At 65.1% G+C, this 21,539-nt stretch carries 21 protein-coding genes; 10 read left to right on the top strand and 11 right to left on the bottom strand.

What is annotated here, in order from left to right; all coding sequences use genetic code 11:
* Nucleotides 1-81 precede the first annotated feature (81 nt).
* The 3 genes from BTHE68_RS26335 (at nt 82) to BTHE68_RS26325 (ending at nt 4,880) form a co-directional block, all read left to right on the top strand.
* Nucleotides 82-2,514: a glucose/quinate/shikimate family membrane-bound PQQ-dependent dehydrogenase gene (locus BTHE68_RS26335; protein WP_162069266.1), complete on the top strand. Its 2,433-nt coding sequence runs from the start codon at nt 82-84 to the stop codon at nt 2,512-2,514.
* 150 nt (nt 2,515-2,664) lie between these two features.
* On the top strand, nt 2,665-3,648 hold the full coding sequence (locus BTHE68_RS26330) for a porin (RefSeq protein ID WP_162069702.1): 984 nt from the start codon (nt 2,665-2,667) through the stop codon (nt 3,646-3,648).
* A 68-nt stretch (nt 3,649-3,716) separates the two neighbouring features.
* Nucleotides 3,717-4,880, top strand: coding sequence for a phytanoyl-CoA dioxygenase family protein (locus BTHE68_RS26325; RefSeq protein ID WP_162069265.1), 1,164 nt, complete (start codon nt 3,717-3,719; stop codon nt 4,878-4,880).
* 9 nt (nt 4,881-4,889) lie between these two features.
* On the opposite strand, the gene BTHE68_RS26320 is transcribed toward BTHE68_RS26325, so the two are convergent.
* From BTHE68_RS26320 to BTHE68_RS26300, 5 genes are read right to left on the bottom strand one after another with little or no spacing between them, the layout of a single operon-like run.
* The gene (locus BTHE68_RS26320) at nt 4,890-5,612 is read right to left on the bottom strand and encodes a FadR/GntR family transcriptional regulator (protein ID WP_162069264.1); all 723 of its coding nucleotides are present in this window, start codon (nt 5,610-5,612) and stop codon (nt 4,890-4,892) included.
* A gap of 1 nt (nt 5,613) precedes the next feature.
* The gene (gene yjfF, locus BTHE68_RS26315) at nt 5,614-6,636 is read right to left on the bottom strand and encodes a galactofuranose ABC transporter, permease protein YjfF (RefSeq protein ID WP_162069263.1); all 1,023 of its coding nucleotides are present in this window, start codon (nt 6,634-6,636) and stop codon (nt 5,614-5,616) included.
* A complete protein-coding gene (locus BTHE68_RS26310; RefSeq protein WP_162069262.1) occupies nt 6,633-7,691 on the bottom strand; it encodes an ABC transporter permease in 1,059 nt (352 codons plus the stop codon). The genes yjfF and BTHE68_RS26310 overlap by 4 nt, the downstream gene beginning before the upstream one ends.
* On the bottom strand, nt 7,684-9,204 hold the full coding sequence (locus tag BTHE68_RS26305) for a sugar ABC transporter ATP-binding protein (protein ID WP_162069261.1): 1,521 nt from the start codon (nt 9,202-9,204) through the stop codon (nt 7,684-7,686). Before BTHE68_RS26305 ends, BTHE68_RS26310 begins: the two co-directional genes overlap by 8 nt.
* Nucleotides 9,205-9,210: 6 nt before the next feature.
* Nucleotides 9,211-10,170, bottom strand: a complete 960-nt coding sequence (locus BTHE68_RS26300; RefSeq protein ID WP_061177479.1) for an ABC transporter substrate-binding protein — start codon at nt 10,168-10,170, stop codon at nt 9,211-9,213.
* 415 nt (nt 10,171-10,585) lie between these two features.
* Here BTHE68_RS26300 and BTHE68_RS26295 point away from each other — a divergent pair, with 415 nt between their 5' ends.
* The 4 genes from BTHE68_RS26295 to BTHE68_RS26280 are packed head-to-tail and all read left to right on the top strand — an operon-like array spanning nt 10,586 to nt 12,244.
* Complete coding sequence (locus BTHE68_RS26295; RefSeq protein ID WP_162069260.1) at nt 10,586-10,753, top strand: hypothetical protein; 168 nt, start codon at nt 10,586-10,588, stop codon at nt 10,751-10,753.
* Nucleotides 10,754-10,756: 3 nt separating this feature from the next.
* Nucleotides 10,757-10,939 (top strand): DUF6726 family protein, encoded by a 183-nt coding sequence (locus BTHE68_RS26290; RefSeq protein WP_162069259.1) that lies wholly within the window; start codon nt 10,757-10,759, stop codon nt 10,937-10,939.
* 1 nt (nt 10,940) lies between these two features.
* Nucleotides 10,941-11,561, top strand: a complete 621-nt coding sequence (locus BTHE68_RS26285) for a hypothetical protein (RefSeq protein WP_162069258.1) — start codon at nt 10,941-10,943, stop codon at nt 11,559-11,561.
* Nucleotides 11,562-11,581: 20 nt separating this feature from the next.
* Nucleotides 11,582-12,244, top strand: a complete 663-nt coding sequence (locus BTHE68_RS26280) for a flagellar basal body L-ring protein FlgH (RefSeq protein WP_162069257.1) — start codon at nt 11,582-11,584, stop codon at nt 12,242-12,244.
* A gap of 17 nt (nt 12,245-12,261) precedes the next feature.
* Here the strand turns inward: BTHE68_RS26280 and BTHE68_RS26275 are convergent, their stop codons facing one another.
* Nucleotides 12,262-13,011 (bottom strand): response regulator, encoded by a 750-nt coding sequence (locus BTHE68_RS26275; protein ID WP_162069256.1) that lies wholly within the window; start codon nt 13,009-13,011, stop codon nt 12,262-12,264.
* Between the two features lie 245 nt (nt 13,012-13,256).
* Here BTHE68_RS26275 and BTHE68_RS26270 point away from each other — a divergent pair, with 245 nt between their 5' ends.
* Genes BTHE68_RS26270 through BTHE68_RS26260 form a run of 3 tightly spaced genes read left to right on the top strand, consistent with a single transcriptional unit; the run spans nt 13,257 to nt 16,188 of the window.
* Nucleotides 13,257-13,985, top strand: a complete 729-nt coding sequence (locus BTHE68_RS26270; protein WP_162069255.1) for a response regulator — start codon at nt 13,257-13,259, stop codon at nt 13,983-13,985.
* Between the two features lie 5 nt (nt 13,986-13,990).
* Nucleotides 13,991-15,298 carry an ATP-binding protein gene (locus BTHE68_RS26265; RefSeq protein WP_162069254.1) on the top strand — a complete coding sequence of 436 codons (1,308 nt, stop codon included), beginning with the start codon at nt 13,991-13,993 and terminating at the stop codon, nt 15,296-15,298.
* Between the two features lie 29 nt (nt 15,299-15,327).
* Nucleotides 15,328-16,188, top strand: coding sequence for a tyrosine-protein phosphatase (locus BTHE68_RS26260; RefSeq protein WP_232078129.1), 861 nt, complete (start codon nt 15,328-15,330; stop codon nt 16,186-16,188).
* 9 nt (nt 16,189-16,197) lie between these two features.
* On the opposite strand, the gene dld is transcribed toward BTHE68_RS26260, so the two are convergent.
* The 5 genes from dld to BTHE68_RS26235 all read right to left on the bottom strand — a co-directional run bounded on the left by dld (nt 16,198) and on the right by BTHE68_RS26235 (nt 21,476).
* Nucleotides 16,198-17,937 carry a D-lactate dehydrogenase gene (gene dld / locus BTHE68_RS26255; protein WP_162069252.1) on the bottom strand — a complete coding sequence of 580 codons (1,740 nt, stop codon included), beginning with the start codon at nt 17,935-17,937 and terminating at the stop codon, nt 16,198-16,200.
* A 7-nt stretch (nt 17,938-17,944) separates the two neighbouring features.
* The gene (locus tag BTHE68_RS26250; RefSeq protein ID WP_162069251.1) at nt 17,945-19,276 is read right to left on the bottom strand and encodes an MFS transporter; all 1,332 of its coding nucleotides are present in this window, start codon (nt 19,274-19,276) and stop codon (nt 17,945-17,947) included.
* A gap of 206 nt (nt 19,277-19,482) precedes the next feature.
* Nucleotides 19,483-20,250, bottom strand: coding sequence for a transcriptional regulator GlcC (gene glcC / locus BTHE68_RS26245; RefSeq protein ID WP_162069250.1), 768 nt, complete (start codon nt 20,248-20,250; stop codon nt 19,483-19,485).
* Between the two features lie 237 nt (nt 20,251-20,487).
* On the bottom strand, nt 20,488-21,024 hold the full coding sequence (locus tag BTHE68_RS26240; RefSeq protein WP_162069249.1) for a hypothetical protein: 537 nt from the start codon (nt 21,022-21,024) through the stop codon (nt 20,488-20,490).
* Nucleotides 21,021-21,476, bottom strand: coding sequence for a hypothetical protein (locus tag BTHE68_RS26235; RefSeq protein WP_162069248.1), 456 nt, complete (start codon nt 21,474-21,476; stop codon nt 21,021-21,023). Before BTHE68_RS26235 ends, BTHE68_RS26240 begins: the two co-directional genes overlap by 4 nt.
* Nucleotides 21,477-21,539 lie beyond the last annotated feature (63 nt).

The following is a 21,539-nucleotide window of genomic DNA, read 5'->3' as shown; positions in this document are numbered from 1 at the left end:
TAGTGGTTTACGCTGATGCCCCCGCGGGTTTTCGACCTGCGCGCGTGGCTGATTCGCACGCCACATTCCTGGAGAAGATTGATGTCTACGAGTGAAGCCCGTATTTCAGCCACGCTGAGAGCCGGGTGTATTTTGCTGGGCCTCGCATTGCTGGCCACGGGCCTGTTCTTCGTCATCGGTGGCGCGAAGCTCGCGCTGCTGCACGGCAGCCTCTATTTCGCGATCGCGGGTGCGGTCATCGTCGTGTCGGCGGTGCAGTTCATGCGGGCGAAGTCATCGGCGGTGCTCGTGTACGCGGCGGCGTTCGCCGGCACGCTGATCTGGGCGCCGCTCGATGCCGGTATCGATTTCTGGCCGCTGGTGTCGCGGCTGATGCTGCCGGCCGGCTTCATGGTGCTCGCGCTGCTCGCGTGGCCTGCGTTGCGCAGGCATGAGACGGGCGAAGCCGCGTCGAAGCGCGCGTACGGACTTGCAGGCGTCATCGCGCTCGCGATGCTCGTCGCCTTCGTGCAGATGTTCCAGCCGCATCCGCCCGTCGCGTTCGACGGCACGGCCGCGCCGCTCGTGCCCGTCGCGAAAGGCGAGGCGCAGAAGGACTGGAGCAGCTACGGCAACACGCCCGGCGGCAGCCGCTTCGTCGCGCTCGACCAGATCACGCGCGACAACGTGCAGAACCTTCAGGTCGCGTGGACGTTCCATACGGGCGACATCCCCGACAGTCCCACCGGCAACGGCGCGGAAGATCAGCAGACGCCGCTGCAGATCGGCGATCGCATCTACATGTGCACGCCGCACAACAACGTGATCGCCGTCGATGCGGACAGCGGCAAGCAAATCTGGAAGCGCGAGATCGACGCGCACGCGCAGGTGTGGAACCGTTGCCGCGGCCTCGCGTATTTCGATGCGACGCGGCCATTGACGCAACCTTCCGTCGCAGGCTCGACGTCCGTGACGCCGGTTTCCGTCGCGGCAGGCGCAAGCTGCCAGCGCCGCGTGCTGATGAACACGATCGACGCGCGCCTCGTCGCGATCGATGCCGATACCGGCGCGCTGTGCGAAGGCTTCGGCGAGCATGGCTTCGTTGACCTGAAAGCGGGCCTCGGCGCGGCGGAAGATCCGAAGTATCAGCTCACCTCCGCCCCGACGCTCGCGGGCACGACGATCGTCGTGGGCGGGCGCGTGGCGGACAACGTGCAGACCGACATGCCGGGCGGCGTGCTGCGCGGCTTCGACGTCATCACCGGCGAGATGCGCTGGGCCTTCGATCCGGGCCGCGACGATCCCAACGCGCGCCTGCAGCCGGGCCAGACCTACGCGCGCAGCACGCCGAACTCGTGGGCGCCGATGTCCTACGATCCCGCGATGAACACCGTCTTCATCCCGATGGGCAGCTCGTCGGTGGATTTGTGGGGCGGCACGCGCACGCCGCTGGATCATCGCTACGCGACGTCGATCCTCGCGCTCGACGCGACCACCGGCAAGGAAAAATGGGTGTACCAGACGGTTCACAACGACCTGTGGGACTTCGATGTGCCGATGCAGCCGAGCCTCATCGATTTCCCGGCGAAGGACGGATCGACGAAACCGGCGGTCGTGATCGGCACCAAGTCCGGCCAGATCTTCGTGCTCGACCGCATGACCGGCAAGCCGCTCACGCGCGTCGAGGAACGCCCGGTGAAAACCGGCACGATCCCGAACGAGCAATATTCGGCCACGCAGCCGTTCTCTGCCGGCATGCCGACGATCGGCGCGAACAAGCTGAAGGAATCGGACATGTGGGGCGCGACGCCGTTCGATCAGCTGGCGTGCCGTATCGGCTTCAAGTCGATGCGCTACGACGGCCTCTTCACCGCGCCCGACACGGACGTTTCGCTGAGCTTTCCGGGTTCGCTCGGCGGCATGAACTGGGGCAGCCTGTCGACGGACCCGAACCATCACGTGATCTTCGTGAACGACATGCGCCTCGGTCTCTGGGTGCAGATGATCCCGCAAAAGACCGACAGCGCGCCCGCGAGCAACGGCGGCGAAGCGGTGAACACGGGCATGGGCGCGGTGCCGCTGAAGGGCACGCCATATGCCGTGAACAAGAACCGCTTCATGTCGCCGCTCGGCATTCCGTGCCAGAAGCCGCCGTTCGGCACGCTCTCCGCCGTCGATCTGAAGACGCGCGAGCTCTTGTGGCAAGTGCCGGTCGGCACCGTGCAGGACACGGGACCGTTCGGCTTCAAGATGCGGATGAAGATGCCCATCGGCATGCCGACGCTCGGCGGCACGCTCGCGACGCAGGGCGGCCTCGTGTTCATCGCGGGCACGCAGGATTACTATCTGCGCGCGTTCGACAGCGCCACGGGCAAGGAAGTGTGGAAAGCGCGTCTGCCCGTGGGCAGCCAGGGTGGACCGATGAGCTACGTCTCGCCGAAGACGGGCCGGCAGTACGTGCTGATCTCGGCGGGCGGCGCGCGTCAGTCGCCCGACCGCGGCGATTACGTCATCGCGTATGCGTTGAAGCCCTGATCGCCGCCTGGACGATTATCATGGCGGGCGGCGGCACGGACGTGCATGCCGCCGCTTCATTCGACCCGTCCCCTGACCGATGTTTTCATGTGTCTGACACACCCTTTCGATCGCCGCACGGCGAAGCGCGCACGCCTGCTGGTCCTGTCGATGATGTGCGGCATCGGCGTAACGGCCGCGCATGCGCAAAGCGCCGTCACGCTGTACGGCACGATCGACACCAGCATCGAAGTGACGAATCCCGGCTCCTCGTGGACGCCGCGCATGGATTCGGGCGCGTATCGCGGTTCGCGCTTCGGCTTGCGCGGCTACGAGCAACTGAGTTCCGATACGCGTCTCTTGTTCGATCTCGAAAGCGGCTTCAGTTCGGCGGACGGCAGCTTCGCCACGGCCAACACCATTTTCAACCGGCAGGCGTGGATCGGCCTCGGCGCGCCGTGGGGCGAATTGCGCATGGGCCGTCAGTACTCGCCGATCTACATTCCGTTCAAGGGCGGCCTCGACGCCTTCGGCGCGGGCACGATCGCGTCGGGTCTCAACAATCTCTCGAAGATCACGCCTTATACGGATAACGGCATCGCCTACTTGTCGCCGGACTTTCACGGCTTCACGACGACACTGATGGTCGCATTGCGCGACAGCGGCGACGGCAACGGCCTCTCCGGCAACTACGAGACATTCGCGTATCACAACGGGCCGTTTCGCATTTCCTACGCGCATCAGCAGACGCAGGGCGACACCGGCTTGCGCGCGAATCTCGGCGGCGTGTCGTACCAGATCGGCAAAACAACGGCCTTCGTGTCGTACTTCAATGGCGATGGCGGATCGCCGCGTTATCACAACGACGGCATCGCGCTATCGATGCGCTATGCCGTGACGCCGCGCCTGCGCGCATCGCTGGGCTACGCCTATGCGCGCGACCGCTCGGGCGGCGACAACGATGCGGACCAGTTCAGCGTCGCGTGCGAGTACGACCTTTCGCCGAAGGTACTGCTCTACGCGAGCGGCGCGATGCTGCGCAATCGCGGCGACGCGACCTTCACGCTGCGCGGCGTGAATGTCGTCGGGTTGCCGGTGGCGTATCCGGGCGCGCCGGTTCGCGGCGTGCAGGTCGGCATGATCGAGCGCTTCTGACGCGCACGTAGTCACAGATTGTCGAGGCTTCGCGCGAACGGCTATGCTTGTCGAAAACGGAGCGAGACATGAACGTGACGAACCTGTATCGGGAGAGCGACTGCTCGCTCGATGAATTCTCCGCGCTGCTGGAACGGGACACCGCGCCAGGGCCGGCATTCGCCGCCGATATCCAGCAGAGGATTCCGCTCTACGATTGCAGCGCGCTGCGCGAAGCCTTGAACGATGTGCCGAAGCGCGCGTCGTTGCAGGCGGAATGGGCCACGGTGCTTCGCGACGGCGCGGGCGTGTTCGTGCTCAAGGCGGCCTATGCGGATGTCGCGCCGGTCGACGAGGCCACCGCGATCTTCGAATCGATCATCCGTGAAGAGCGCGCGCAGGGAACGAGCGGCGCGGATCACTTTGCGAAAGCGGGCGCGAACGATCGCATCTGGAACGCGCAGGAAAAGCTCTGCCTCGAAGCGCCTCGCGTGTTCGCGCGCTACTTCGCGAATCCGTTCATCGAGTGTGCGGCGCAAGCGTGGCTCGGGCCGGCTTTCCAGATGACGTCGCAGGTCAACGTCGTGCGCCCGGGCGGGGACGCGCAACAGGCGCATCGCGATTATCACCTCGGTTTCCAGACTGCCGATGAAGTGCAGCGCTATCCGGCGCATGTTCACGCGATGTCGCCGTTCCTCACGCTGCAGGGCGCGGTCGCGCACAGCGACATGCCCGTCGAAAGCGGGCCGACCAAACTGCTGCCGTTCTCGCAACGCTATGCGCAGGGCTATCTCGCATGGCGTCGCGCGGATTTCCGCGCGCACTTCGAAGCGCATTACGTGCAACTGCCGCTCGAAAAAGGCGACGCGCTCTTCTTCAGCCCGGCGCTCTTTCACGCGGCGGGCGCGAACCGCACGCGCGACGTGCAGCGCATGGCGAATCTGCTGCAAGTTTCGTCGGCATACGGACGCGCGATGGAAACGCTCGATCGCGCGCGCATGTGCGAAGCCGTCTATCCGGTGTTGCTCGATGAAAAATCCACGGGGCGCATGAACGACGCCGAACTCGATGCGGTCATCGCGTCCTGCGCGGAAGGCTATGCGTTCCCGACGAATCTCGATCGCGATCCGCCCTTGGGCGGTCTTGCGCCGAAGAGCCAGCAGGCGCTGTTGCGTCAGGCGCTCGATGAAGCATGGTCCGTGGAAACGCTTGCGAACGCGCTCAGAGAAAACGCGTGGCGTCGCAGTACGTAACCAATCCTTCTATTCCTGATACACCGCCGACAGCACGCTCTGCGCATCGGCCAGTGCATTGTCGAGCTGTACGAGACTCGCATGACGCGCGCCGAGCGGATCGCGATTCGTGATCGCGGTGAGTATCGCCTTGTGCCGTGGCAATGACAGCGCGTGCGTATCGGGATGACGGCTCGTCAGCTTGATCGACTCCGACAGCGCAAGCGACAGCATATGCCCGATGTACATCAGCATGTCGTTATGCGTGGCGGTCATGATCGCGCGATGAAACTCCAGATCGGGTGCAAGCAATGCATTCGGCGTGTCCGCAAGCGACATGCGTTCATAAGCGGCACGGATGTTCGCGAGATCGTCCGGCGTCGCGTTCGATGCGGCGAGCGCGGCGGCGGCAGGTTCGACGATCCTGCGCACCACGAGCAGCGATTGAAAGAACTCGCCTTCGTGCACGCTGTTGATGGTCCAGAAGAGCACATCGGGATCGAGCGTGTGCCATTCATCGCGCGGACGCACGACGCTGCCCAGACGCGGCTTCGACAGCACCAGTCCCTTCGCGACCAGCACGCGAGTCGCTTCGCGCAGCACGGGACGGCTCACGCCATAGGCTTCGCACAGCTTCGCCTCGGCGGGCAAGCGGTCGCCCGGCTTAAGCCTGCCGCTCACGATCTCGATGCCGAGCTCCTGCACGATGCGCGCGTGCATGCTCTTGCGGGGCTGTGGATGGCGATAGTCCATGTCAGCGCTTCGTCGCGGAGCGCTCGCCGAACGCGCGCTGCGACAGGCAGAACACGAGCAGCAACGCACCGACCGCGATCTTGGTCCACCACGAACTGAGCGAGCCGTCGAACGAGATCAGCGTCTGGATGATGCCGAGCAGAAGCACGCCGAACAGCGTGCCGATCACATAGCCGACGCCGCCCGTCAACAGCGTCCCGCCGATCACGACCGAAGCGATCGCGTCGAGTTCGAGGCCCATCGCATGCAGGCCGTAGCCCGAGAGCATGTAGAACGTGAACAGCACGCCGCCGAGCGCCGAGCAGAAGCCCGACAACGCGTACGCGCCGATGGTCGCCGCATTCACCGGCAAGCCCATCAGCAGCGCGGAATGAGGATTGCCGCCGACCGCATAGAGCGTGCGCCCGAACGGCGTGTAATGCGCGACGAACACCGCCAGTGCCAGCACGACGAGCGCGATCACCGCGCCGAGCGACAGCGACGCGCCGCTCATCACGGGGATGCGGATCTGCGAAACCATCGCGTACCACGGGTCCGTGATGCTGATCGAATCGATGCTGATGAGATAGCAGAGCCCGCGCGCGAGAAACATGCCCGCGAGCGTGACGATGAAAGGCTGCAGGCGAAAGCGCGCGATCAGCCAGCCCATCAGCGTGCCGAACGCGGTGCCCATCGCGAGCACGAGCGGAATCACGACGAGCGGATGCCAGCCCGCTTTCTCGACGAGCGCGGCGGACACCATCGTCGTGAGCGCGATCACCGATCCCACCGACAGATCGATCCCGCCCGACAGAATGACGAACGTCTCGCCCACCGCGACGACGATCAGAAACGCGTTGTCGATCAGCAGGTTGAGGAAGACCTGCGGCGAGAAGAAGCCGGTGTACATCACCGAGCCGAGCACGGAGATCACGATGAACAGCGACACCGTCGCGGCAAGCGGCAGGTAGCGGCTGCGCACGGCCTTGCGCGGCGGCGCGTCGTCCTTGCGATGCTGCGTGAGCGTGGGCAGGCCCGAGTTCATCGCCGCACCTCGCGATCCGCGAGCGCGGGACGGCGCGCGAATTTCGCGACCGTCGCGCGGAATTCGCCCGATTGCAGCATCATCACTGCGAACACGACAATGGCCTTCACCACGAGATTGACCTCCGGCGGCACGCCGAGCGAATAGATCAGATACGTGAGCGTCTGGATGATGAGCGCGCCGATCACGCTGCCCGCGAGCGTGAAGCGGCCTCCGGTGAGCGCGGTGCCGCCGAGCGTCACGGCGAGAATCGCATCGAGTTCGAGCAGCAGGCCCGCGTTGTTGCCGTCCGCGCTCTTGACGTTCGAACTGATGAGGATGCCCGCGACGCCCGCGCACAGGCCGCTGAACGCATACGCGCCGAGCGTGAGACGTCGCGCCTGCACGCCAGCGACGCGCGCGGCGGTCGGATTGATGCCGATCGCCTGCAGGAACAGCCCGAGCGCGGTGCGCGTGATCGCGAGCCAGAGCAGCGCGAACACCAGCGCGACGATCAGTATCGATACCGGCACGCCGAGCAGATATCCGCCACCGAAGAAGAAGTAGGGCGAGTAGTAGATCGTGATGATCTGGCCGCTCGTGATGAGCTGCGCGATGCCGCGGCCCGCGACCATCAGGATCAGCGTCGCGATGATCGGCTGCATGCCAGCGCGTGCGACCAGCAAGCCGTTCCACAGGCCGCACAGCAACGCGACGCCGAGCGCGGCCACGATCACGACCGGCAGCGCAAAGCGCGTCACGTTGCCGGAGATGGAGCCGCCGATCGCCCACGCGGCGACCGCGCCCGAGATGGCGACGACCGCGCCCACGGAGATATCGATGCCGCGCGTCGCGATCACGATGGTCATGCCGAGCGCGACGACCGCGAGTGGCGCGGCGCGATTGAGGATATCGATGAGGCTGCCGTAGAGATGATGGTCGCGCCATTCGACATGCAGAAAGCCCGGATTGAACGCCGCGTTCAACGCGAGCAGCAGGGCGAGCGTGACGATCGGCCAGCCGAGCCGATGCTCCATCATCGAGCGGAGCTTGCCGCGTCGCACGGTGTCATCCATGTTCGGCTCCGATCATTTCGCATACGGTGTCCTCGCTCGTGCCCGCCGGCAGCTCGCCGACCTTGCGACGATCGCGCAGCACGACGATGCGATTGGCGACGCGCACCACCTCCGAGATCTCCGACGAGATGAAGAGCACGGCCATGCCCGTCGAGGCGAGCCTGAGTATCTCGTCCATGATTTCCTGCTTCGCGGCGACGTCGATGCCGCGTGTGGGCTCGTCGAGGATCAAGAGGCGCGGCTCGGTCGCGAGCCATCGCGCGATCAGCGCCTTTTGCTGATTGCCGCCGGAGAGCAGGCCGATCGGCATGTCGAGATTCGCGGCCTTGATGCCGAGCGCGCGCACGAAGCGTTCGGCGAGCGCGTTCTGTTCGGCGCGCGTGAGGCAGCGTCGCGCGCCCATGCGCGCCTGCAGCGCGAGTGCGATGTTCTCGCGCAGCGACAGCTCCGCGACGATGCCATCCGCCTTGCGCTCCTCGGGACAGAACGCGATGCCGTGCCGGATCGCCTGCGCGGGCGTCGCGAAGGAAACCGGCACGCCGTCGATGCGCAGTTCGCCTTCGTCGGGCTTCTCCAGGCCGAACAGCAGCTTCGCGAGTTCGGTGCGCCCGGAGCCGAGCAGCCCCGCGACGCCGACCACTTCGCCCGCCCGCACGCGCAGATCGAGCGGCTGCAACTGGCCTTTCTGCCCGAGACGTACCGCGTCGAGCAGGGCGTCGTCGGTGGCGTGCGCTTCGGTGTCGTCGGGCGGCGACTGGCGCGCCTGCGCGGCGGCGAGTTCGCGGCCGAGCATCGCCGCGATGAGCGCCTGCGTGCCGAGTTCGTTCGCGCGCCATTCGCCCACGCGCCGGCTGTTGCGCAGCACCGTGATGCGGTCCGAGATCGCGTAGACCTGATTCAGAAAGTGCGTGACGAAGAGAATCGCGAGCCCTTGTTCACGCAGGCGGCGCAGCACGTCGAAGAGGCGGCGCACTTCGTCGTCGTCGAGGGAGGACGTCGGCTCGTCGAGGATCAGCACTTTCGACGACAGCTTCAGCGCCCGCGCGATCGCGACCATCTGCTGCACCGCGACCGGATAGCTCGTCAGCACGCGCGTCACGTCGATATCGAGCCCGATGCGCCCGAGCAGTTCGCGCGCCTGCCGGTTCGTCGCTTCCCAGTCGATGCGAAAGCCGGCGAGCGCGCCGCGTCGCGGAAAGTAGCCGGCGAAGATGTTCTCCGCCACGGAGAGGTTCGGGCAGAGATTCACTTCCTGATAGACCGTGCTGATGCCGAGCTTCTGCGCGGCGAGCGGCGAGTCGGGGTGAATCGCGCGGCCGTCGAGCAGGATCTCGCCGGCGTCGAGGCTCACGACGCCGGTCAGCACCTTGATGAGCGTCGACTTGCCCGCGCCGTTCTGACCCATCAGCGCGTGAACCTCGCCCGGATAGAGGGTGAGGTTCACGTCCTGCAGCGCATGGACGCCGGCGAAGCGCTTGTCGATGCCGCGCAGCTCCAGTACGGGCGAAGTCATCGGAGATCAGTACTTTCGATTGGGGAATTCCTTCGCCGCGACCTCCATCGGGAAGATGCCTTCCTGCGTGACGATGCGCTTGGGCACGGACTTGCCGGCCTTGATGTCCTTCACGACCGACATCAACTGCGGCCCGAGCAGCGGACTGCATTCGACCGACACATTGAGCTTGCCCGCCATCATCGCTTCGAATGCGCCCTTCACGCCATCCACGGAAATGATGATGATGTCCTTGCCCGGCTTCATGCCGGCTTCCTCGATCGCCTGGATTGCGCCGATCGCCATGTCGTCGTTGTGCGCGTAGAGCACGTTGATCTTCTTGCCCTCGGCCTTGAGGAACGCCTCCATCACTTCCTTGCCCTTCGCGCGCGTGAAGTCGCCGGTCTGCGAGCGGATGATCTTGAACTTCGGATCGGACTTGATGATTTCCTCGAAGCCCTTCTTGCGATCGATCGCGGGCGCCGAACCGACCGTGCCCTGCAATTCGACGATATTGATTGGCCCCGCATTGCCCTTTTCCTTCTCGACCAGCCAGCGGCCTGCCTTGCGGCCTTCCTCGGTGAAGTCCGAGCCGATGAAGGTGACGTAGAGCGTGTCGTCCTTGCTGCTGATCGCGCGGTCGGTGAGCACGACCGGAATCTTCGCGTTCTTCGCTTCGACGAGCACGGTATCCCAGCCCGTCTCGACGACCGGCGAGAACGCGATCACATCGACCTTCTGCGCGATGTACGAGCGGATCGCCTTGATCTGGTTTTCCTGCTTCTGCTGCGCGTCGGAGAATTTCAGGTCGATGCCGGCCTCCTGCGCACTGGACTTGATCGACTGGGTGTTCGCGGTGCGCCATTCGCTCTCCGCGCCGACCTGCGCGAAGCCGAGCACGATGGGCTTTTGCGCGAAGGCGGGGAGCGGGAGCATTGCGCCGAGCGGCGCGGCGGCCATCGCAACTAACACGGTGCGGCGTTTCATGACAGTGGTTCCTCCATCCGTTGGTTTTTAACCTGTCTTGTTCGAATGATTCTGGAATAACCTGTTAATTCGTTGTTCTATTCATCCCGTCGCCATACCGGCAATTCCGGTATTTGGGTTTTCCACTGTCGATTTGGCGGGCGGCGAGATAGATTGACTATATGAGGCTATCCGGCCACTTTTTATTCACGTTAACCCGCTTTTTGCGCCGAAACAGTCATACCATCTCGCGCCACGTGTTGCGCCGCAACATCCAATGGATTCGACGCCGGGAAGAACTGGTAACGGTCGCGTAACGCCTCGTAAGCACTCGCGAAAAGCGTGTTTTTCTCGCGCGATCGTCAATATGCGCGCTCACGGAAGATCGCTGACGTTGCAATTCGCAACGGTTCTTCATCTTCAAGGAGCGCGCAGCATGAACGTCACCGGCCCGAGCACATCCCACGCGACGCAAACGGCGTCGCACACGTTGCCCATCAAGCGCAGCACCGATACCCCGACCATCGAAACCGGCAACGCGAACGCCAAGACCGCGCCGGTCAATCCGGCGCATCTCGGCAATCACGTCGATACCACGGCGTGAATCATGGCGACATCCTTGCGTTTCGCGCTCGTGTGCGCGGCCGTGGCGGCGTGCCCGTTCCTGCTCGATGGCTGCGCGCTCGCCGCGCTGCCGTGCCGCGTGACATCGGCCGCGCTGAAGATCGTGCCGGTCGTGGGCCATGCCGCGTCCACGCCCTTCGATGCGTGCGCAACAGCTATCGACTGATATGAAGCGAACCTTTATGCGTGGCGCGGCCTGCGTCTGCATGGCGATGCCCGCGCTCGCCGCCGCACAGAAGCCATTCGATTTTCGCGGCCTGCCGCTCGGCATTTCGCTCGATGCGTTCCGCCGCGACGAACCCGCGCGCGCGACACCGCCCGGCAGCGTCGCCGTGTGCGATACGGATCTCGGAGCGGCTTCGCTTGGCATGGTGCTGCGCGACGCGCACAGCCTGTCGATCGCGTGCAAGTGGGCGCATCGCACGCAGGCGGGATGGAGCGCATCGCAGGCCGTCGTGGATGGCGCGCCTTCGCGCGATCACGTGTTGCGTTTCGCGGCGATGCCAGGCGATGCGTCGCCGCGGCTGTATCGCATGGCGTTCGTGATCGATGCGCGGGTGGTCGATGACTTTACCGAAGCGCTGTCATCGAAGTTCGGCCGAAGCCGCGTCGATCGCGCGAACGGTTACAGGACGCGAACGTGGGAGAACGCGACGAGTTCGATCACGCTGGAAGCGAACGGCGCGGCGGCCTCGGCGCATGTGATCTATCGCCTGAAAGCCTACGAATCGTGGCTGCGCGAAACGGCCGACCGATGGCGTCTTGCCTCCGTGCAGGACACGCCCTGAATCAAAGGAGAGGATTGTTCATGAAACTGACGTCATTGCCCTGCGCGGCGTTTCTGCTCGCGCTTGCCGCGTGCTCGTCGTCGCGTTCCGTCGTCGAGATGCCGACCTATGCGCCGGCCGTCGCGCAGCCGGTCAACGTCAATACGCTGGGTGCGATCTATCAGGCGGGCAGCTCGGTCTCGCTCTACGAAACCGCCCGTGCGCAGCGAGTAGGCGACGTGCTGACGATCCGCCTCGCGGAGTCGTATCAGGGCAGCAATTCCGCCGACGCCAGCGCGAGCCGCGCGAGCAGCATCAGTGCCGAGGCCGCGGACAAATCGAGCGGCGCGGCGGCGCGGCTCGCGCGCCTGTTCAACGTCGGCTCGGCGAATACGTCGTTCAAGGGCAACGGCAGCACCAGCAATCTGTCGGCGATGAGCGGCACGCTCGCGGTGTCGGTGATCGGCACCTTGCCGGGCGGAAACCTGGTGGTCGCGGGCGACAAGATCATCGCGATGAGCGGCAATCAGGATCAGTTGCGCTTCTCGGGCATCGTCAATCCGAAGGATATCGAGGCGGGCAATTACGTCGCCTCGAACAAGGTGGCCAATGCGCGCATCGAACAGGCGGGCGTCGGCATGCTCGCCGATTCGACCACGATGGGCTGGCTGCAACGTCTCTTCATGAGCGTGCTGACCTTCTGACGATGACGCCGCGCGCCTCAGACTTCCACGCGCGCCGCGATGCGCCCGGCCGCCGTCGGATCGCCGTGGGGCACGAAGATATAGCCCTGGCCCCAGACGGTCTGCACGTAGCGCGGTTCGGACGGATCGATCTCGAGCAGGCGGCGCAGACGCCAGATCGCGACATCGAGACTGCGATCGCGATGCGCGCCGTTGCCGCGCAGCTTCTCGTTCAGTTGCGCGCGCGTGAGCACGATCATCTCGTTCTTGACGAGCGTCTTGAGCAGCGCGAATTCGCCCGAGCGCAGCGCGATGCGTTCGCCATCGCGGCGCAATTCACGCGCGCTGAAGTCCATTTCGAACGGTCCGAAGCGATACGCCGGCCGCATCTCGGGCGCGCCTGCCGTGAACGCCGACGCGCTCTCGCGGCGCCGCAGGATAGAGCGGATGCGCGCGAGCAGCTCGCGCGTATCGAAGGGCTTGCCGAGATAATCGTCCGCGCCGAGTTCGAGCCCGATCACGCGGTCGAGCACGTCCGAGCGCGCCGTCAGCAGGATCACGGGAATATCGTCGTGAGCATTGCGCAATTCGCGCAACGCGCTGATGCCGTCCTTGCCGGGCATCATCACGTCGAGCACGATCATCGAGGGACGCTCGGCCTGCACGCGGCGTCTCAGACCGGTGCCGTCGCTCAGGACGGACACGTCGAAGCCGTGCTGCTGCAGATAGTCGCGAACGTGATCGCGCACGACGGGGTCGTCGTCGACCATCAGTACATGTGGAGTCATGCACGGATTCTAAGCGCCGCGCGCACGCGCTCGCGACGGTCGAGAACTTTCCATTTCTTTCCGTTACGGCGTGTTTCATCGCGCGATGCGCAGTCGAATAGCGCGTGCGCACGGCTTCGAACGAGAATCGCACGCGCGTGCTTTGCAACGTCGCGGCCCGCGAAACCGCGTTCCGTAAGAATCCGTAATGTCGCGCGAAGCGCGCGATGCGCGGATTGGGAATAACCTCCGAATAGAATTTTGAGATGTCCATATCGGTTCTCATCGTCGACGACGACTCCGCGGTGCGCGACCTGCTGCGCCACTTCTTCAATGCGCAAGGCATCGACGTGTCCGTGCTGCACGACGGCGGCGGGCTGCGTCGGCGGCTGGAGCTCGAACGTCCGTCCATCGTCGTGCTCGACATCATGATGCCGGACACGGATGGCCTGCGCGCGCTGCGCGATTTGCGCGCGGCGGGCGAGGATATTCCCGTGATCTTCGTCACGGGCTGCGACAGCGTTCCACAGAAGATCGCGGGCCTGCAATCGGGCGCGGACGACTATCTCGCCAAGCCCTTCGATCCGCGTGAGTTGCTCGCGCGCATCGAGGCGGTGCTGCGGCGACGCGCGAGTGCCCCGAGCCGTCCCGAGCCCGCGCCGCGCGAACGCTTCGGCCGCTTCGAAGTGGACTTCGTGACGCGCTCGCTGCTGCGCGGCGACGAACGCATCGCATTGCGCGACAGCGAGTTCGCGCTGCTCAAGGTATTCATCAAGCATCCGTACAAGGTGCTCTCGCGCGTGCTGATCCACGATCTCGTGCATCGCGACGATCTGGCTTTTCGCGATCGCGGGCTCGATGTGCCGATCTGGCGTCTGCGCCGCATCATCGAGGACGATCCGTCGAATCCGCGTCACGTGCAGACCGTGCGCGGACAAGGCTACGTGTTCGTGCCCGACACCGACGGCCCGACATCGAACCGCTTCGGGACCTGACCGCGATGCGTCCGGGTCTCTGGCAGGCCGCGCGCGCGCCGCGCGGTTTCATCGACACGCTGTTCGGCCGCATGGCGCTCGTGTCCGTGTGCGTGCTGCTCGCGCTGCAGGGCGGATGGTTCGCGATTCTCCACGTGCAGGGTCCGCACCGCGAAGCCGATGGCTACGCGCGCGCATTGCTGATCGTGCTCGAGGCCGCGCACAACGATGTCGCGCTCGGCGGGCGGCTGATGCGCGAGACGCGCGTGCATATCGTGCCGGTGTGGAACATGCCCGAGCCGCTCACCTTGCGCGATGCCCGCAAGACGCGCCACGCTCATCTCGCGCGCCAGATCGCCGATGGCTTGCCGGAGGGCTCGCAGATCGCCGTCGATATCGATGCGCGCAACAAGTCGCGGCTCTGGGTGCGCTATCCGTCGAGCAATGTGTGGATCGTCACGCCGATCGACTTGCCGCCGCCCGCGCCCTTCATGACGGAGGCGGTCGTGCTGCTCGCCGGCGCGCTCGTGCTTTCGCTCTTTGCGACCTGGCAGTTGCAGCGGCCGCTCGCGCGTGTCGCGCAGGCGGCGCGCCGCTTCGGGAGCGGCGAGCGTCCCGTTCCCGTCGATGAAAACGGTCCGCGCGAATTGCGCGAGCTGATCGGCGCGTTCAACCAGATGATGAAGAAGCTCATCGACACGGACGACGATCGCGCCGTGATGCTTGCCGGCATCGCGCACGATCTGAAGGCGCCGCTCACGCGCCTGTCGCTGCGCGCGAGCGTGCTCGCCAAGGATGAGCGCGAGCGCGCGCATTTCCTGCGCGATATCGATTCGATGACGCGCATCGTTCAGCAGTTCCTCGAATTCGCGGGCCGCTCGACTTCGGAAAGCAGCGATACCGGTGTCGATGCGTTCATCGCGGAGCAGTTCGCGTCGCCCGAAGATGGCGACGAGCCGCTGTTCGCGCTGTCGCTCGACGCGGGCGAGGCGTTCAGGTTGCCGCGCACGTTCATCGACCGTCTGATGACCAATCTCGTCGACAACGCGCTGGAGCATGGCGAGCCCCCCGTCGAGATCCGCACCGCGCGAAGGGGCGGCAACTGGCTGATCGAAGTGCGCGACCACGGTCCCGGCATTCCCGACGAACGCCTCGACGACGCATTGCGGCCGTTCGTGCGGCTCGATCCCGCGCGCAGCGGCAACGGTCATTGCGGGCTCGGGCTCACCATCGTCGAGCGGCTGGCGCGCGAGCAGCGTGGCCGCTGCGAGATCGGCAACGCCGACGGCGGCGGGCTGATCGTGCGCATCGTCATTCCCTTTGAAGAAACATGATGCCTGCTTCGTCCACGCGTGCGGCGCCCATGTCGCGACGCGCTTTCATTCATGGCGGCGCGCGTGTCGCGCTGCTTTCGACCACGTTCGGCGCGGGCGCGCTGCTATCGGCATGCGGCGGCGCGAGCGACGATCAGGCCGTGGCGGCGACGCCGACGCTCGCTTCGATCGAAAACTTCCGCGATGTGGCGGGCATGGGCGAAGGCTATCCGACCGTCGATGGAAACCGGCTGCGGCGCGGCGTGTTCTATCGCGCGGGCACGCTCACGCCCGACGATGCCGATGCGGTTGCGCTCGCGCGGCTGTCGTTGCGCGCGGTGCATGATCTTCGCGTGGTGAGCGAGACGGCGTTAGCGCCGGATCGCGTGCCGGCGAACGCCGTACGCGAGACGCATGAAGTCGCGCCGATCGACGCCGCGGCGGCGATGCCTCGCGACGCGGCGGCGGCCAGCGCGTGGATGATCGGGCAGCAACGTCAGCTCGTCACGGACCCGGTCGCGCGCCTGCAGTTCGGTGCGCTGCTGACGCGGCTTGCGCGCGTTGCGGGGCCGCAGGTGATGCACAGCACGGCAGGCAAGGATCGCACGGGTTGGGCGGCCGCGCTGTTGCTCTCCATCGCCGATGTGCCGCTCGACGTGATCATTCAGGACTATCTGTTGACCAATACGGCGGCACAGGCACACATCGACGCACGCGTGAAGGCGCATGCGGCGCGGCTCGGGACGGATGCGCAAACGGTCGCGCCGCTTTATCAGGCGCAGAGCGCGACGCTCGAAGCGGCGTTCGAGGAGATGCATCGCGGGTTCGGCACGTTGAGCAATTATCTGGCGCAGGGTTTGTCGGTCAGCAATGCGGACGTGGCGATGTTGCGGGTGAAGATGGTCGCGTAGAGAGGACGTTCAAGCCTCGCCCGCACGCTCCCGATAGGCCGCGAACTTCGACATCTTCCCGATTCCCGGATTGAAGCAATTGCACGGATCGAGCTCTTTATAGAACGCCGCAAGCTCTGGCTTCGCCTCATAAAGATGCCCCACGTTGTGCTCGGCGGGATACTCTGCGCCACGCTCATCGAGCAATTCGAGCATCTCGTGTTCCAGCGCCAGGCAGTCGTTGCCTTTGATGACGATGTAGTCCTGGTGAAACACATGACACAGAAAGTGCCCGTAATACAGCTTCAGCACGATGGGGCGCTCGATCTTCGCCGGCAGCTTCTCGAACCACTCGCGGTCGTCGCGCCGTAAAGCGATATCGAGCGCGACGATATCCTCGACCTCGCGATGATGCACCGCGCGATAGCGCACCGCCGCGCTAGCCGCCGCGAATCGATGCAGGAATGCCTTGCGGCCTTCTTCATCGCTGCATTCGAAATATGCGCCGCCACCATCCGCGAAACGCGTCGACAGAAACGCACGCGCTTCATCGATGCCCGTTGCGGGCACCTTCAGCATCAGATGATGCTCGTACTCTTCGCGATACGTCGCAAGCCGCGCGGGGAGATGATCCGGCAAGCGCTCGCTGACCCACTGCAGCACGCGATCGCTCAGGTGCTTCGGCATGAAGCCGAGACGCTCGAACCACGCGTCGCAACGCGTCTTGAGACTGAAGAAGAGCGGCAGCCGGTCCGTGCCGAACCTGTCGATGATGACGAACAGGTCCTTGCCGTATTTCCTTGCGACATCGAACGCATCGCGATGAAGATACTCGCCCGCGATCGGCAGATGCGTGAAATTCGCGAGCGCGTGGCGGCGGATGTCCGTCAGCACGCTCGTGTCGTTGGTGCCGATATAGAACACCTTCGCGCCTTGCTCGGCCGCGAAGGTGTCGAGACGCACCGCGAAGGTCATCACCTTGCCGGCTGAGCCCGACGCCTCGAAGAGCCGGCGAGGATCGGCGTTGTAGCGCGCGGGCGTGGGCGCATCGATATCGCGGACATGGGTCGCGTAGTCGTGATCCGATGCGGCCGTGCCTTCGCGTACATCGGCATCGGTGAACGTGCCGTTCTCGATGCGCGACAGGATCTCTTCGGGCGTGCCGCCGACTTCGATGCCCAGGTGATTCACGAGGCGCGGCACGCCCGCTGCGTCGACGGCGGCGAACACCGCCATCTCCGTGTAGGCCGGTCCGCGATGCACGAGCGAGCCGCCCGAATTGTTGCTGATGCCGCCCAGCACCGACGCGCCGATGCACGACGAGCCGATCACCGAATGCGGCTCGCGGCCGAGCGGCTTCAACGCGCGTTCGAGCTGATCGAGCGTCGTGCCGCCGATGCAGACCGCCTGCGTCCCGTCCTTGATCAGATGGACACGCTTGATCCGCGCCGTGCTGACGATGACGACATCGCGATCGTAGCCGTCGCCGTCGGGCGTCGAGCCGCCGGTGAGGCCCGTGTTCGACGCTTGCGTGATGACGATCGTGCGCGCCGTGACGCACGCGACCAGCACGCGCCATTGTTCGACGAGCGTGCCGGGGCGCACCACCGCCAGCACGCGGCCCGTGCCGAAGCGGTAGCCGGTGCGATAGCGGCGCGTCGGTGCATCGCCGGTGAGCACGTTGCGCGCGCCGACGATATCGCCGAGCGACGCAAGCAGGCTTCTGCGCGATTCGCCGAACGCAAGGGCGGAGGGAGCGATCACGGACATGGCGGCCTCAAGCCCGGTGCGGTTCGGAAGACGACGATTCCGCCGACGCAGCCGTCGCGCGCTGTGTGAGCGTGAGGACCGCGCCGACGACGAGTGCCCCGGCGACGACGATCAACCCCGCGTTCGTGCTGTGCGTGACGTCCTTCATCCAGCCGATGATCGACGGGCTGACGAAGCCCGCGAGATTGCCGATCGAATTGATCATCGCGATGCCGGCGGCGGCGGCGGCGCCCGTGAGCACGCTGCTCGGATAGGTCCAGAAAACCGGCATCATCGACAACACACCCGCCGTGCCGACCGACAGCGTGATCAGTGCGAGCGCGAGATTGCCGGTGTGGAGCGTGCTTGCATAGAAGCCCGCAGCGGCAGCGACGCCCGCCAAGGCGAGATGCCAGCGCCGCTCGTTGCGACGGTCCGAACTGCGCGCGACGAAAATCATCGACACGATCGCGACCGCATAAGGAATCGCCGTGAACAGGCCGACGTCGAGCGCGTTCTTCACGCCCGCCGTCTTGATGAGCGTCGGCAGATAGAAGCTCACGCCATAGAGGCCCATCATGCAGCAGAAGTAGATCGCAGCGAGTCGCCACACACGTCCGTTCGACACGACGCTCTTCAGAGAATGATCCGCGCCGGCCGGTTCATCGCGTGCGATGTTGGCTTCGAGAAGCTGCTTCTCCTGCTCGTTCAGCCACGACGCCGCGCGAATCCCGTTCGGCAGCATGAACAGCGTGAGGATGCCGAGCACGAGCGACGGCAGCGCTTCGAGCAGGAACAGCCACTGCCAGTTCGACAGGCCGTGGAAGCCGTTGAACGCCTGCATGATCCAGCCCGAGAGCGGACCGCCGACCACGCCAGCCACCGGAATGCCGATCATGAAGAGCGCGTTCATGCGGCCACGTCGCGCCGACGGATACCAGTAGGTCAGATAGAGCACGATGCCGGGAAAGAACCCGGCTTCGGCGACACCGAGCAGGAAGCGCAACGTATAGAACATCGCTGGCGTCTTCACGAACAGCGACGCCGCCGACACCAGCGCCCACGTCACCATGATGCGGCTGATCCACACGCGCGCGCCCACGCGATGCAGCAGGATGTTGCTCGGCACCTCGAAAAGGAAGTAGCCGATGAAGAAAATCCCCGCGCCGAGCCCGTACACCGACTCGCTGAACTTCAGGTCGCTCAGCATCTGCAGCTTCGCGAAGCCGACGTTGACGCGATCCAGATAGGCCGCGACATAGCAGATGAAAAGAAAGGGCAAGAGACGCCAGGTCACTTTCGCGTAGGTCGCGTTGTCTGGCGCCGTGGCGGCTGTGAGAGTCGGGGTGTGCGGGTTCATCTTGAAGTCTCCTGAATCGTGCGGCTTGTCGCCGCTACTGGCTTTGCTGGAGCGCATTGTTCCGTGCCAGTAAGAGACTGTCGAGACGTCGAACCACTGGTCCTACCACTTCTTTTTGTCGTGCCAGGAGGCGTTTTCCGCGCGAATCAATGACGGCGAGGGCGCGCCGGCTTGTGCACGTCCGTGCGCTCGCGCGCGACGCGGGATCACTGCCAGCCCTTCAGACGCAGAGTAGCCCGCACCAGACGCTGCTCTTCCGCCTCGATTTCCCGCATGCAAGCGGTCGTCGTGGTGATATGCGTGCTCGCGGCCTTGCGCGCCTGCTCCGGCTGCTTGCCCAGCACGGCCTTGTAGAGACGCGCGTGCTGTTTGTCGATGACGCGCTTTTGCGCCTCGCGATGGTAGAGGTTGTTGACCGACGCGAAGACCGAACTCAGCAGCAGATCCGTGAGCGAACTCAGCGTATGCACGAGCACGGGATTGTGCGATGCCTCGCTGATCGACAGGTGAAAGTTATAGTCGAGCCGCGCGCGGGTCGATTCGGCCACGTCGCTCTCGTTCGCGGCCAGCATTTCCTCGTATCGGCGCGTGATGAGCGCAAAATCCGCCTGCGTGCCGCGCAGCGCGGCAAGACGCGCGGATTCGGCTTCGAGCATTTCGCGCACTTCGAAAATGTCGTAGAGCGTGCGTGGCTGGGAGCCGAGCAGATGCATCATCGGCGTGAGCGCGGGTTGCGTCGTCAGCGCGGCGACGAACGAGCCGCGTCCATGCGAAGTCTCGATGATCCCGCGCGTGCGCAGCACCTTCAGCCCCTCCCGCACGGCGGACCGCGACACGCCGAGCTTCGCGGTCAGCCGCCGTTCGGAAGGCAGCGCCTGGCCGGGCTTCAGCACGCCGTCGACGATCAGCCCTTCGATGCGTCCCGCGACGGCATCGGCGATCTGCAACACGTCTTCCTGACTCTCTTCATGCATGCTATGCCTCACTGGTCCGACCACTTTGCGAACTTTAGCATTGCCCGCCGATGCGGGAAAAGCCTTCGCAAGACCTCGGAGATCGCGGCCGGGTTTCAAGCGCGACCGCAAAAAAAGACGGCCCGCCAGAAGGACACCGGCGAGCCGCAAGAGGGATCGGTCAACAGCTACAGCGAAGGCAGATTAGCATCGCTTTCACGCGCGCGATCGCATCGGAAAGATGCGGTAAGGAAAGCGTCAGGGCGCGCGCGACACCACCATGTGATCGACCAGCGCGTCTAGCTTCTGCCGCGCGCTCGCGAAGCGGTCTATGTTCAGACCATTCGTGTCGTAGCGCGCGGTCACGAGAATCTGCCCTTGCCGCAGGAGCGTCAGATCGATCGCCGACAGATACGACATCGGCTCGCGGCTGAACGCGCGCTTGTCCCAGCGGGTGGTCGCGTTGTACACGAGCATCGCCTCGCAACCGGGCGGCGACGTGCCGGGGTTGTAGACCATCGAGTTCACGCCACGCCGCTGCAAGGCGACTTGCAGCCCGGGCACGAAGTCGCCGGTCGCAACCGTCTGATTCAGTTCGATGCACACGGATTGCAGCGCGGCGGGCGCGCCCGTCACCGATGTCGGCGACGAATAGCTCGATGCGACCGTGAAGCCAGCCTGCACCAGAGAGCCCGCGGCATCGGCTGCCGTGATCAGGGTCCAGGTGCAGCCGGAAAGCGCGCCAGCGCCAACAGCGAAGAGCGCGCGCGCGATGAGCCTTCCAGTCACATTCACCGCACGATGCGCAGGCGTAAGGTGTTCGGCGCTTCGATCGTCGCGGTCATCGTCGTCACGCGCTTGTCAGTGGTGTCGCGCAGCGCGAAATGCTGGCGCGTGGCGGTGTTCACGTCGTGACGCACATCGGGAAAGCAGGCGGCGATATCCGCGCCCAGTTCCTGCAAGGGATCAGCGACGATGCCATCCGCGCCCCAGTGCGCGCGCCAGCGGCAGTCATAGGCATGCGCGCTGCTCTTGCATGTGCCCTGGCCGGGGGAACCGGCGGGCAGCAGGGCGCGGTCTTTGGCGAGCGTGTCGAACGAGCGTGCATTGACGATGGTCTTCAGCGCGGAACAGACGTCCGGAAGATCCTCGGCGGAGGCGGACAGCATCGGCACGAAGAGCGCTACGGCGACGAGCGCGCGGCGCAAGGAGAGCAGGCTGGGAGTGCGTGAGAGGTGTGCTTGCATGGCTTGGCGTAGTGACGAGGGAAGAGGCGGTCTGTCGTGTGCAGACAGCGCGCATCGAGATCT

The sequence above is a fragment of the Burkholderia sp. THE68 genome, assembly GCF_009938265.1.
Lineage (GTDB): Bacteria > Pseudomonadota > Gammaproteobacteria > Burkholderiales > Burkholderiaceae > Caballeronia.
This window is presented reverse-complemented; position numbering and strand designations above follow the sequence as displayed.